The sequence below is a fragment of the Ideonella dechloratans genome, from assembly GCF_021049305.1.
In the GTDB taxonomy this organism is placed as follows: domain Bacteria; phylum Pseudomonadota; class Gammaproteobacteria; order Burkholderiales; family Burkholderiaceae_C; genus Ideonella; species Ideonella dechloratans.
In genome coordinates this window covers 2,763,088-2,775,975 of record NZ_CP088081.1, presented here as the reverse complement: position 1 = coordinate 2,775,975, position 12,888 = coordinate 2,763,088, and the positions used below count along the sequence as shown (strand labels likewise).

At 69.1% G+C, this 12,888-nt stretch carries 13 protein-coding genes; 12 read left to right on the top strand and 1 reads right to left on the bottom strand.

All coding sequences use genetic code 11. The annotated features are described in order from the left end of the window. Positions 1-56 precede the first annotated feature (56 nt). A complete protein-coding gene (flgA, locus tag LRM40_RS12940) occupies positions 57-776 on the bottom strand; it encodes a flagellar basal body P-ring formation chaperone FlgA (RefSeq protein WP_231067540.1) in 720 nt (239 codons plus the stop codon). A 195-nt stretch (positions 777-971) separates the two neighbouring features. Here flgA and flgB point away from each other — a divergent pair, with 195 nt between their 5' ends. From flgB to LRM40_RS12880, 12 genes are all read left to right on the top strand, one after another. After that, on the top strand, positions 972-1,385 hold the full coding sequence (flgB, locus tag LRM40_RS12935) for a flagellar basal body rod protein FlgB (protein ID WP_151124458.1): 414 nt from the start codon (positions 972-974) through the stop codon (positions 1,383-1,385). Positions 1,386-1,422: 37 nt separating this feature from the next. Further along, positions 1,423-1,869, top strand: a complete 447-nt coding sequence (flgC, locus tag LRM40_RS12930) for a flagellar basal body rod protein FlgC (protein ID WP_151124457.1) — start codon at positions 1,423-1,425, stop codon at positions 1,867-1,869. A gap of 40 nt (positions 1,870-1,909) precedes the next feature. After that, positions 1,910-2,569, top strand: a complete 660-nt coding sequence (locus LRM40_RS12925; protein WP_151124456.1) for a flagellar hook assembly protein FlgD — start codon at positions 1,910-1,912, stop codon at positions 2,567-2,569. A gap of 46 nt (positions 2,570-2,615) precedes the next feature. Then, positions 2,616-3,881, top strand: a complete 1,266-nt coding sequence (flgE, locus tag LRM40_RS12920; protein WP_151124455.1) for a flagellar hook protein FlgE — start codon at positions 2,616-2,618, stop codon at positions 3,879-3,881. A 25-nt stretch (positions 3,882-3,906) separates the two neighbouring features. Then, positions 3,907-4,635 (top strand): flagellar basal-body rod protein FlgF, encoded by a 729-nt coding sequence (flgF, locus tag LRM40_RS12915; RefSeq protein WP_151124454.1) that lies wholly within the window; start codon positions 3,907-3,909, stop codon positions 4,633-4,635. Between the two features lie 117 nt (positions 4,636-4,752). Further along, positions 4,753-5,535, top strand: a complete 783-nt coding sequence (gene flgG / locus LRM40_RS12910) for a flagellar basal-body rod protein FlgG (protein ID WP_151124453.1) — start codon at positions 4,753-4,755, stop codon at positions 5,533-5,535. 63 nt (positions 5,536-5,598) lie between these two features. Beyond that, the gene (locus LRM40_RS12905) at positions 5,599-6,318 is read left to right on the top strand and encodes a flagellar basal body L-ring protein FlgH (RefSeq protein ID WP_151124452.1); all 720 of its coding nucleotides are present in this window, start codon (positions 5,599-5,601) and stop codon (positions 6,316-6,318) included. Between the two features lie 52 nt (positions 6,319-6,370). After that, positions 6,371-7,501 (top strand): flagellar basal body P-ring protein FlgI, encoded by a 1,131-nt coding sequence (locus tag LRM40_RS12900; protein WP_151124451.1) that lies wholly within the window; start codon positions 6,371-6,373, stop codon positions 7,499-7,501. After that, positions 7,501-8,388: a flagellar assembly peptidoglycan hydrolase FlgJ gene (gene flgJ / locus LRM40_RS12895; RefSeq protein ID WP_151124450.1), complete on the top strand. Its 888-nt coding sequence runs from the start codon at positions 7,501-7,503 to the stop codon at positions 8,386-8,388. Before LRM40_RS12900 ends, flgJ begins: the two co-directional genes overlap by 1 nt. A 27-nt stretch (positions 8,389-8,415) precedes the next feature. Beyond that, positions 8,416-10,377 (top strand): flagellar hook-associated protein FlgK, encoded by a 1,962-nt coding sequence (flgK, locus tag LRM40_RS12890; protein WP_151124449.1) that lies wholly within the window; start codon positions 8,416-8,418, stop codon positions 10,375-10,377. 29 nt (positions 10,378-10,406) lie between these two features. After that, on the top strand, positions 10,407-11,609 hold the full coding sequence (gene flgL, locus LRM40_RS12885) for a flagellar hook-associated protein FlgL (protein ID WP_151124448.1): 1,203 nt from the start codon (positions 10,407-10,409) through the stop codon (positions 11,607-11,609). A 24-nt stretch (positions 11,610-11,633) separates the two neighbouring features. Further along, the gene (locus tag LRM40_RS12880) at positions 11,634-12,824 is read left to right on the top strand and encodes an EAL and HDOD domain-containing protein (RefSeq protein WP_231067539.1); all 1,191 of its coding nucleotides are present in this window, start codon (positions 11,634-11,636) and stop codon (positions 12,822-12,824) included. The last annotated feature ends 64 nt before the right edge of the window (positions 12,825-12,888 follow it).

The following is a 12,888-nucleotide window of genomic DNA, read 5'->3' as shown; positions in this document are numbered from 1 at the left end:
TGTTTCGGAGGACTCTGACAGGACTTTAGCCATTTTTGCGGCGGAAATGGGGGGATTCATGGGCTGATTTCGACCCATCCATCGGCGGTGGGTCGGCCGACCAGCAGCTTGCCGCTGTCGACCTTGACGCGGACCAACTGGCCCTCGACGCCGGGGTTCATGGCCTGGCCCTCGGTGGAGGCCGACCAGCCGGGGCCGCTGGCCACCACGCGCACGGTGGCGCCGGCATCGAACCAGCGCCGGGGTTTCAGGTCGGTGGTGCGCAGCGTGGCGCCGGCGGGCAGGGGGCGGGCCAGGGTGCGGCCCGCGACCTGCTCGGCATCGAAGATGGCGGCGCCGGGAGCGGCGGCGATGTCCACCTCCGCTTCCATCAGCTGTCCGGCATCCAGCACGGTGCCGCCGGGCAGCGCCTCGCGCAGCACCTGGGCATTGCGGTAGACATGCACCGTCACCGGCACGCTGATGTTCCAGGGCTTGGCGCCCTGGACGCATTTCAGGCCGATGCGGGTGCGACCCCAGGCCGGCAGGCCGGGGGGCAGATAGGGTTGGATGCGCTGACAGGGGGCCAGGTGCAGGCGGGGGTCCAACTGGCCCACATCCACCTTCACCCGCAGGCCGGCCTGTTGGGCATCGCGCTGGGTGGCCGCCTCCTCGGCCAGGCGGCTGACCTGGCTGCTCAGGTCCGGTGCCATCTCCGCCTGCTGGGCCCAGGCATGGGCCGCCAGCGCGCACAGGGCGGTGGCGGTCAGGCGGGGCAGGGGGCGAAAGAAGGGCACGGCACGATCCTGGTGTGACAAGGGTCACTGTAGGCAGGCCGCCGCCGCGGTGTGGTGGGAAATGCGGCGCCAGCCGGTCCCTATTCGGGCCTTCTGGGCCGGGGGCGGCTTTCACAATCGCTGCACAGCGAGGATGCGTCCGAAGTGTTTTCGGAGCCTCCGCCGATTTCTGAAGGTCTGAGAAGGACGCCGGCCATGTTGAACCGCCTGACCCAGAGCATGGACTTCCAAGCCCAGGCACTGAGCCTGCGCGCCGAACGTCAGCGCCTGATCGCCAGCAACATCGCCAACGCGGACACGCCGGGCTATGTGGCCCGCGACATGAACTTCGCCCAGGCGCTGAAGGAGGCCACGGGCGCGGTGCCGGTGGCCGGGCAGATGGCCGTGACCGAGCCGGGCCACATCCAGCCCGCGGCCGGCGCCCGCAGCGAGGCCGGCCTGGCCTACGCACTCAATTCCCAGACCAGTCTGGACAGCAACACCGTGGACATGGACCGCGAGCGGGCCAGCTTCGCCGAGAACTCGGTGAAGTACGAGGCCACGCTGCGCTTCCTCAACAGCCAGATCAAGAACGTGCTGGACGCCATGAAGGGCGCGAACCAGGGCTGATCGGACTGACAGCGAGCAATGACGACGAGGTGACCCCATGAGCATGTTCAAGGTCTTCGACATTTCCGGCAGCGCCATCAGCGCGCAGAGCCAGCGCCTGAACACGGTGGCGTCCAACCTGGCCAATGCCGACACCGTGGCCGGGCCCGACGGCAAGGCCTACAAGGCGCACGAGGTCGTCTTCCAGACCGTGATGATGGACGCCAACGGCGCCGCTGCCCGGGGCGATGCCGAGAACCCGCTGGTCTCCAGCGCCGGGGTGCGCGTGTCCAACGTGGTGGAGGACCAGACGCCGGGGCGCCGGGTCTTCGACCCCAGCCACCCGCAGGCCGACGCCCAGGGCTACGTCACCTACAGCAACGTCAATCCGGTCGAGGAGATGGTCAACATGATCTCCTCCTCGCGCTCGTACCAGAACAACGTCGAGGTCATGAACACGGCCAAGAGCCTGATGCTCAAGACCATCCAGATGGGCCAGGGCTGAGGCCCCGGTTCCGACCTCCACCGCCGACTGAAGGACCGTCATGGCCGTCGACACCGTCAACAACAGCAGCAAGACCTCGGGCACCAGCAGCACGGCCACCAACGGCCTGACCAGCACCAGCGCGTCCGAGCAGTCGGACCGCTTCCTCAAGCTGCTGGTCACCCAGATGCAGAACCAGGATCCGCTCAACCCGCTGGACAACGCCCAGGTCACCAGCCAGATGGCGCAGATCAGCACCGTCACCGGCATCGAGCAGCTCAACGGCACCGTCGCCGGCCTGAATTCGCAGTTCCTGCAGATCCAGACCATGCAGGGCGCGGCCCTGGTGGGACACGATGTGGCCATCGAGGGCAACACCCTGCGCCAGAAGGGTGGCAAGGGCGACGGCGGCTTCGAGCTGCCCAGCGCCGCCGATTCGGTCAAGGTCGAGATCCAGTCGGCCGACGGCACCACCATCGACACCATCGACCTGGGCGCCCAGGACGCCGGCAAGCACGATTTCAGCTGGAACATTCCCAGCTCCCGCGCGGGCGACGCCCTGACCTTCAAGGTGACCGCCACGGCCAAGGGCCAGGCGGTGGACACCCTGAGCCTGCAGAACCAGACCATCCAGGCCGTCAGCAACCTGGGCAGCACCATGGCCCTGGACCTGGACAACGGACAGCGTGTCGCCTACGACGCGATCTGGGCCTATTACTGACATCACGGCAGTCCGCCGACCCCTTTCCTTCCCCTAGGAGAACCCCATGAGCTTCCAGCAAGGCCTGTCCGGTCTGAACGTGATGTCCAAGAACCTGGACGTCATCGGCAACAACATCGCCAACGCCAGCACCGTCGGGGCCAAGAGCTCGCGTGCCGAATTCGCCGACCTCTATGCCAACGCGCTGTCGGGCGCCGGCTCCTCGCCGGTGGGCATCGGCGTGCAGATGGCCACCGTGGCCCAGCAGTTCACCCAGGGCAACATCACCGCCACCGACAACTCGCTGGACGTGGCCATCAACGGCGGCGGCTTCTTCCAGCTGACCGACCCCACCACCGGCGAGACGGTCTATTCCCGCAACGGCCAGTTCAAGCTGGACAAGACGGGCTACATCGTCAACGACCAGGGCCAGAAGCTCCTGGGTTACGGAGCCGACGCCAACGGCAACGTGATCCAGGGCGCCACCAGCGCCATGCAACTGCCCACCTCGGGCATCAGCCCGCAGGCCACCACCAAGGTGGCCAACGAATTCAACCTCGACTCGCGCGAGCAGGTCACCGACCCGGGCGCCAGCGCCAGTCCCCGCATCAACTTCACCGATTCGACGACCTTCAACCAGGCGCGCTCGATGACGGTGTATGACGCCAAGGGGCAGCCGGTGTCGCTGAGCTTCTACTACCAGAAGACCGCCGACGACACCTGGAACGTCTATGCCACGGCCAACGGCAAGACGCTGAGCGGCAGCGACAGCGCCCCGACTCCCATCCAGACGCTGACCTTCTCGCCGGACGGCTCCACCGTGTCGCCCACCACCACCACGCTGAGCATTCCCGCCTCGACCAACTCGTCGGGCGCTGCCACCCTGGCCATCGATCCGGTCACCTGGGACGTCACCGGTTCCACCCAGTACGGCTCGGTCTTTGCACTGACCAACCAGACCCAGGACGGCTTCGCGCCGGGGCAGCTCACCGGCGTGACCATCGGCAACGACGGCGTGCTGCTGGCCCGCTATTCGAACGGCCAGACCAAGGCTGCGGGGCAGATCGAGACGGCCACCTTCCGCAACGTGCAGGGGCTGCAGCCCATCGGCGGCAACGCCTGGCGCCTGACCTCCAACTCGGGCGACCCGATCAAGGGCGTGCCGGGCTCGGGCAACCTGGGCACGCTGCAATCCGGCGCCGTCGAGGATTCCAACGTGGACCTGACCGGCGAACTGGTGAACATGATCACCGCCCAGCGCAACTACCAGGCCAATGCCCAGACCATCAAGACGATGGACCAGGTCATGCAGACCCTGGTGAACCTGCGTTGATGCCCTGAAGGCCTAGGAGTCAGCCATGGACCGCATGATCTACCTGACGATGACCGGCGCCAAGGCGGCGATGCAGCGCCAGGAGGTCATCAGCCACAACCTGGCCAACGTCTCGACCACGGGCTTTCGCGAGCAGCTGGCGGCCTTCCGGGCCGTGCCGGTGCGCGGCGACGGCGCCTCCACCCGCGTCTATGCGCTGGAGACGACCGTGGGCTACAACGACGCCCAGGGACCCATCACCGCCACCGGGCGCAACCTGGACGTGGCGATGAAGGGCAATGCCTGGATGGCGGTCCAGGGCCTGGACGGCACCGAGGCCTACACCCGGGCCGGCGCGCTGGACGTGGACGCCCAGGGCCAGCTGGTGACCATCACCGGACTGCCGGTGGTCGGCGAGGCCGGCCCCATCACCGTGCCCGATGGCGCGGAACTGCAGATCGCTTCGGACGGCACCGTCAGCGCCAAGACCGCGGGCCAGGCCCCGCAGCAGATCGGCAAGCTCAAGCTGGTCACCCCCGAGGCCCCGCTGACCCGCGGCGAGGACGGTCTGTTCCGCGGCAGCAAGGGCGACCTGGACGCCGACCCGGCCGCCCGCCTGCAGGACGGGGCGCTGGAAGGCTCCAACGTCAGTCCGGTGGAGACCATGGTGGCCATGATCTCCGCGGCCCGCCAGTACGACAGCCAGATGAAGCTGCTGCAGACGTCGGAAAAGCAGGATCAGGCCGCCTCGCGCCTGCTGTCCACCTCGGGCTGAGCCGGTTGACCGGCCCTGGCTTCGGAATCACGGGCCTTTGGGCCCGTTTTTCTTGGGCTGGCCACCCTTCAGTTCGGCCCATCATGGGCGACACGCCGTCTTGACGGGAGAACCGACATGCTCCGATCGCTCTGGATCTCGAAATCCGGGATGGAAGCCCAGCAGACACAGCTGGACCACATCTCCAACAACCTCTCCAACGTGGCCACCACCGGCTACAAGCGCTCGCACGCAGCGTTCGAGGACCTGATCTACCAGAACCTGCGCCAGTCCGGCGCCAACAGCTCCGACCAGACCCAGCTGCCCACCGGCCTGCAGGTCGGTCTGGGCACCCGGGCCGTGGCCACCGCGCGCGACTTCACGCAGGGCAACCTGCAGCAGACGGGCAACAACCTGGACCTGGCCATCAACGGCAAGGGCTTCTTCCAGATCACCATGCCCGACGGCACCACGGCCTACACCCGAGACGGCTCCTTCAAGCTGGACAACCAGGGCCAGATCGTCACCAACAACGGCTATGTGGTGCAGCCCGGCCTGACGGTGCCGGCCAATGCCCAGAGCGTCACGGTGGCGGCCGATGGCACGGTCAGCGTGACCCTGCCGGGCCAGGCCACGCCGCAGACCCTGGGCCAGTTCCAGACGGCCAGCTTCATCAACCCGCAGGGCCTGGACCCGCTGGGCCAGAACCTGTATGCCGAGACGGCTTCGTCCGGCACGCCCAGCACCGGCGCGCCCCAGTCCAACGGGATGGGCGCGTTGCAGCAGGGCTTCGTCGAGACCAGCAACGTCAACGTGGTGGAGGAGCTGGTGCAGATGATCCAGACCCAGCGCGCCTACGAGCTCAACTCCAAGGCCGTGTCCACCTCCGACCAGATGCTGCAGCGCCTGTCGCAGCTGTAAGCACGCCCCAGATCCCGAACCCGGGCCGGGGCCCGCGCCTGCGGCCCGGCCGAGGAGACGCCCATGCGCACCCCGTTCATCCTGGCCCTGCTGGCCAGCACCGCCCTGGCCGCCTGCACCACGCCCTACGTGGTGCCCGAAGTGCAGTTCCCCACCGCCACCGCGCCGGCCGTGCCGGCCAGCGGCCCCCTGGCCTGGGAGGCCCAGCAGCCGGTGCCGGTGGCCCAGCCCGGGCAGGCCGGCGTCACCGGCGGCATCTTCCAGTCGGCGCAGTACCGGCCGCTGTTCGAGGACTACCGCGCCCGCCATGTCGGGGACACGCTGCTGGTGCAGATCGTCGAGCGGGTGAGCGCCAGCCAGAGCGCCACCAGCACCCTGGGCAAGAAGGGCTCGGTCGATGCCTCGGTGTCGGCGGCCCCCTTCGTCAGCCCGAGCTGGCTGACCAAGCTCAGCGCCACCGGCAGCAGCAACAACACCTTCGAGGGCAAGGGCAGCACCGGCACCAGCAACGACTTCTCCGGCACCATCACCGCCAGCGTGATCGGCGTGCTGCCCAACGGGCACCTGCTGATCGCCGGGGAGAAGCAGGTGGGCGTGAACCACAACGTGGACACCCTGCGCTTCACCGGCGAGGTGGACCCGCGCGCCATCCAGCCGGGCAACATGGTGCAGAGTGCCCGCATCGCCAACGTGCGCGTGCAGCACAAGGGCGACGGTCAGATGGCCGATACGCAGGGAATAGGCTGGCTGGCCCGATTCTTTTTGAACCTTCTGCCGATCTAAAGTTTTTCAGAATCGTTGCCAGGGACTCCTCCCGGAATTCTCTGGCAACGTCATGACCACCACTTCGCACCGCACCCTCCGCTTCCTCGGCCAGCTGGCCCTCGTGCTGGCGGCGGTGTCGGCCGGACTGCCGGCGCTGGCCTCCCAGCGCATCAAGGAGGTGGCCTCGATCCAGGGCGTGCGTTCCAACCAGCTGATCGGCTACGGCCTGGTCGTGGGCCTGGACGGCACCGGCGACCAGACCACCCAGGTTCCCTTCACCACCCAGGGCCTGACCTCCATGCTGCAGCAGATGGGCATCACCGTGCCCGCCGGCACCAACATGCAGCTCAAGAACGTGGCGGCGGTGATGGTCACCGCCGAGCTGCCCCCCTTCGCCCAGCCGGGCCAGACCATCGACGTCACCGTCTCCTCGGTGGGCAATGCCAAGAGCCTGCGCGGCGGCACCCTGATCGCCACCCCGCTCAAGGGCGCCGACGGCGAGGTCTACGCCGTGGCCCAGGGCAACCTGATCGTCGGCGGCGCCGGGGCCTCCTCGGGCGGCTCCAAGGTGCAGATCAACCACCTCAGCGGTGGCCGCGTGCCCCAGGGCGCCACCGTCGAGCGCACCGTGCCCACCCCGCTGCAGATGGGCGACATGCTGCAGCTGGACCTCAACGCCGCCGACTTCAACACCGCCCGCGCGGTGGCCAATGCCATCAACAGCGCCAAGGGCGCCGGCACGGCCCAGGCCATGGACGGCCGGGTGGTGCGCGTGCGCGCCCCCCGCGAGCCGGACCAGCGCGTGTCCTTCCTGGCCGACATCGAGGAGCTGCCGCTGGAGCTGGCCCGCCCGGCCGCCAAGGTGGTGCTCAACCCGCGCACCGGCTCCATCGTGCTCAACCAGGCCGTGCAGCTGGCGCCTTGCGCCGTCGCCCACGGCAGCCTGACCGTCACCATCAGCCAGACCCCGCAGGTCAGCCAGCCCGGACCCCTGTCCAACGGCCAGACCGCGGTGACCCAGAAGACCGACATCAGCGTGCAGCAGCAGGGCGGCTCGCTGGTGCAGCTGCCGGCCGGCGCCCAGCTGGCCGACGTGGTCAAGGCCCTGAACTCGCTGGGCGCCACGCCGCAGGATCTGCTAGCCATCCTGCAGGCCATGAAGGCCGCCGGGGCCCTGCAAGCCGAGCTGGAGGTGATCTGATGGCTGCCGCGCTTCCTTCCACCCTGGTCGGGGCCAACGCCGGGCTGGGCGATGCGCGCGGGCTGGACGCCCTGCGCACCCGCGCCACCAAGGACCCCAAGGCCGTCGCCAAGGAGGCGGCCAAGCAGTTCGAGACGCTGTTCATGCAGCAGCTGCTCAAGTCCATGCGCGAGGCCACCAAGAACGACGACGGCATGGACAACGACGCCTCCAAGATGGGCGCCGAGATGCTGGACAGCCAGTGGGCCACCCGCCTGGCCGGCCGCCCTGGCGGCCTGGCCGACGTGATCGCCCGCCAGATGGAAAAGCAGATCCAGTCGGCCACCCAGCCGGTGGCCGCCAAGAGCGACAGCGCCAACACCACCCCGGTGGACCTGGCCAAGCCCGACGCGCCGGTGCGCCCGCCCCAGCAGGCCGCGGCCAACTTCGTGCAGCAGCACCAGGATGCCGCCCAGGCCGCCGAGGCCGCCAGCGGCATCCCGGCCTCCTTCATGATCGCCCAGGCCGCGCACGAGACCGGCTGGGGCCGCAAGGAGATCCGCAACCCCGACGGCAGCTCGGCCCACAACCTCTTCGGCATCAAGGCCGGCGCCAACTGGAGCGGCCCGACCACCGACGTGACCACCACCGAATACATCGGCGGCGTGGCCCGCAAGGTGGTGCAGAAGTTCCGTGCCTATGCGAGCTACGCCGAGTCCTTCGCCGACTACGCCAAGCTGATGGCCAACAACCCGCGCTACCAGAAGGTCGTGGCCGCCGGCAGCAATGCCCAGGCCTTCGCCCAGGGCCTGCAGAAGGCCGGTTACGCCACCGACCCGTCCTATGCCGACAAGCTGGGCCGCGTCATCAACACCACCCTCAGGCTGCAGCGCAGCCTGCAGGCCTGAGCGGCCTGAGTCGGAGCGGAGCGCACCATGTCCTCCTTGATGAGCATCGGGATGCGCGGCATGACGGCCGCGACCGCCGCGCTGGATGTCACCGGCCACAACATCGCCAACGCCAACGTCAAGGGCTATTCGCGCCAGCAGGTCAACCTGGAGACGGCCGTGGGCCAGTTCTCCGGCAGCGGCTTCTTCGGCAAGGGCGTGAACGTCACCAACGTCACCCGGGCCCATGACGACTTCCTGACCATGCAGGCCACGGCCGCCGCCGCCCTGCAGGCCAAGGACGACGCCCACAGCAGCCAGCTCAGCGAGCTGGAGAAGCTCTTCCCCGCGGGCGAACAGGGCATCGGCTATGCGCTGGGCGACTTCCTCAACGCCGCGGTGGACCTGTCCAACAGCCCGGCCGACAGCTCGGCCCGCCAGGTGCTGCTGGCCCGCGCGGCCGACGTGGCGGCGCGCTTTCGCACCGCCTCGGACCGGCTGGAGATGCTGCAGCAGGGCGTGACCGCCGACCTGCAGGCCCAGGCCGCCACCCTCAATGGCTATGCCGCCCAGGTCGCCAAGATCAACCAGCAGATCGCCGCCAACCACGGTGTGGACCAGCTGCCCAATGACCTGATGGACCAACGCGACCAGCTCATCAAGCAGATGAGCGGCATCATGGGCGTGTCCACCCTCCAGGCCTCCGACGGCACGGTCAGCGTCTTCGTGGGCAGCGGCCAGAGCCTGGTGCTGGGCAACCAGGCCTCGCAGATCGTGGTCAACCCGGACCCGGCCGACAACGCGCGCAGCGCCCTGTCGATCAAGACCGCCGGCGAGACCATGGCGCTGAATTCAGACCAGCTCGGCGGCGGCTCGATGGCCGGGCTGATGGCCTTCCAGAACGACGACCTGGTCGATGCCCGCAACCAGATCGGCCAGATGGCCATGGCCTTCGCCTCCAAGGTCAACGACGTCCAGGCCCTGGGCCTGGATCTGCGCGATCCGCCCCAGGTCGGCTCGCCGCTGTTCAACATCGGCGCCCCGGCGGCCAAGGCCAACACGAACAACGCCCGGGACGGCACGGGGGCTTACATCGCCAACGTCAGCCTTTCCGTGACCGATGCCAGCCAGCTGCAGGCCAGCGACTACGACCTGCGTCCCGATGGCAGCGGCGTGGCCGGCCAATACAAGCTCACCCGCCTGTCCGACGGGCTGGTGCGCACGGTCAACGACGGCGCCACCGTGGACGGCTTCAAGATCAGTGTGGGCACACCCGATCTGCAGCCGGGCGACAGCTTCCGACTGCAACCCGTGGGCGGGGCTGCCGCCGGCATGACCCGCGCGCTGGACGATGTCACCGGCATCGCCGCAGCCCTGCCGGTGACCGCCACCATGGGCACCGCCAACACCGGCACCGCCTCGGTCAACCTGCTCAAGGTGACCGACCCTTCCATCGATCCCTCGCTGACGGCCAACGTGTCCTTCACCGACGGCAGCGGCCACTACAACTGGAGCCTGACCGACAGCTCAGGCACCGTGACCAGCAGCGGCACCGGCACCTGGACGGCCGGCCAGGCGATCAGCCTCAACGGCTTCCAGCTCACGCTCAACGGGGTGCCCGCCAGCGGCGACACCCTGGCCGTGGCCAAGACGACCTTTCCGGCCAGCAACAACGGCAACGCGCTGGCCCTGGCCTCGCTGCGTGACGAGGCCTTCGTCGGCCGTTACACCATGTCCGACGGCAGCATCGGCGGTGGCGCCACCGTCACCGATGCCTATGCCGCCACCATGGCGGACGTGGGCGTGCGGGTGCAGAGCGCCAAGTCGGCGGCGGCCATTTCCAAGGCGTCCCAGACCGATGCCGAGACCTCGCTGGCCTCCAGCACCGGCGTCAACATGGACGAGGAAGCCTCCAAGCTGATCCAGTTCCAGCAGGCCTACCAGGCCTCCGCCAAGGTGCTGCAGGTGGCCCAGTCCATCTTCGACACCATGCTGCAGCTGGGCCGCTGAGCGCCACATTGAACTGAGGGGAGCCCCGGATGTTTCGCATCACCACCGCCAACGCCTACGCGGCCTCGGTCGACAACCTGCAGAGCCGGCAATACGAGCTGAACATGGCGCAGCAGCGCCTGACCAGCCAGAAGCGGGTGCTGGCCCCCAGCGACGACCCGGCCGCCGCCGCGCGCGCCGAGCGGTCCCGCGCCATGATCCAGCGCGCCGACGCCAACCAGCGCGCCGTGGACGCCAGCAAGAACTCCATGACCCTGACCGAAGCGGCCCTGGGCGATGCCACCGAGCTGATCCAGCAGGCCCGCGAACTGGTGGTGGCCGCCGGCAACGCCAGCTACAGCGCGGCCCAGCGCAAGGATGTGGCCAACCAGCTGACCGAGATCCGCAAGCAGCTGCTGTCGGTGGCCAACCGCGGTGACGGCGCGGGCGGCTTCGTCTTCGCCGGCCAGGGGGCCACCCAGCCGCCCTTTGCCGACCAGCCCGGTGGCGTGGCCTACATGGGCACGGGCGGCGAGGTGCAGGTGGCCAGTGACGAGAACCTGCCGCTGACCTTCGACGGCAGCAAGACCTGGCTGTCCGCGCCCAGCGGCAACGGCGTCTTCGTCACCAGCAGCAACAGCAGCAGCGCCTGGATCGACACCGGCCGGGTCACCGACCCCTCCAAGATCCCGGCCGATGCGAACATGGATTACACGATCCAGTTCAACAGCTCGGGCGGCACCACCACCTACGACGTGGTGCGCAAGGATGGCTCGCTGGCCGTCTCCGGGGCACCCTACCAGGACGGCAAGCTCATCGAATTCGATGGCATGGCCACCACCATCAGCGGTGCGCCCGGCAACGGCGACACCTTCAAGATCACCCCGTCGCAGCCCAATCTGTCGGCCTTCGACGCGCTGGACAAGGTCATCGCCGGCCTGAAGGATCCGTCCAAGAGCAGCGCCGAGGTGACGCAGACGGTGCAGTCCGGCCTGCGCGACCTGGACGGTGTGGCCGGCCAGTTGCAGGGCACCCGCAGCCTGGCCGGCGAGATCCTCAACCGCATCGATGGCGTCACCAGCCGGGTGACCGACCTGAAGAACTACGCCGAGAGCACCCGCTCCGACGCCGAGGACCTGGACATGGTCCAGGCGATTTCCGACTTCCAGAACCAGCAGACCAACTACAGCGCGGCGCTTCAGACCTATGCCTCGCTGCAGAAGATGTCGCTGTTCGACTACATCAAAGGCTGATCCGGGGACCCCACGATGAATGCATTGGCACTCGATCTTGTCTGGCTGGGCTGCGGCGCGCTGTTTGGCGCCCGCGGGCGGGTGGTGATGAACCGCCTGACCCTGCACCCGATGCCCGACGCACCCGCCCAGCTGGCCGCTCCGGTGCTGGAACTGCTCGACGAGGCCTGGCCCGAGGAGCGCGGGCCGCTGTGCCTGAGCCCGACCACCGAGGCCCTGCTGTCGGGCCTGCTGGAGGCCGACCGTCCCGCCCACACGGTGCTGGAGGTGCCCGCCTTTCTGGCCGGCGACCCGGCCTGGGAGGCCCGCCTGCGCGAGCGCGCTGCGGCCGGCCAGGCCCTGGCCCTCAAGGGCCGGCCGCTTCAGCCGCTCTCGCCGGAACTGCTGGCCTGCTTCCGCCACGTGATCGTGGACCTGGACGACGACCGCCGCCAGACCCAGGCGCCGGCCAGCGGCGCCGCGCGCCAGACCCCCTGGGTGCAGGCCGGCACCCGCACGCCCGAAGAGGCCGGCGCCAGCCTGCGCCGCGGTGCGCTGGCGGTGCTGGGCTGGCCCCTGGGCGAGCGGCCGGGGCCGGACGCCCCGCGCAAGGACGTGCCGCCCAGCGTGCAGATCGTCATGGACCTGATCCAGCGGGTGGACCGCGAGGAGCCGGTCAAGCGCCTGGAAGAGGCCCTGCGGGGCGACCCGACCCTGGCCTTCCGCCTGATGCGCCTGATCAACTCGCCGGCCTTCGGCCTGTCGGTGGAGATCAACTCCTTCCAGCACGCCATCATGGTGCTGGGCTACCAGCGCCTCAAGCGCTGGTTGGCGCTGCTGGTGACCAATGCCGTGGACAACCCGGACCTGCAGCCCCTGATGCAGCTGGCGGTGCGCCGCGGCCTGCTGATGGAGGAGCTGGTGCGGGCCCAGGGCGACAGCAGCGCAGCCGGCGAGGCCTTCATCTGCGGCGTGTTCTCGCTGCTGGACCGCATGCTGGGTCAGCCCTTCGACCGCCTGCTGGGCAACCTGCCGGTGGGCGAGGGCGTGGCCCAGACCCTGGCCGAGTCCGGCCAGGGGCCCTACAGCGCCGCGCTGGCGGTGGCCCGCGCGGTGGAATCCGAGCTGCCGCTGGACATCGCCGAGGCGGCCGGGGCCATGCTGCTGAGCCCGGGCGAGCTCAACCGGGCGGCCCTGAAGGCCATGCAGGCGGCCCAGCAACTGCAGGGCGACTGAAGCCGCGCCGGGAACCGGTCAGGGCGGTGAGGCGCCGCTACACTCGGTGCACCGCCGAGCTGCC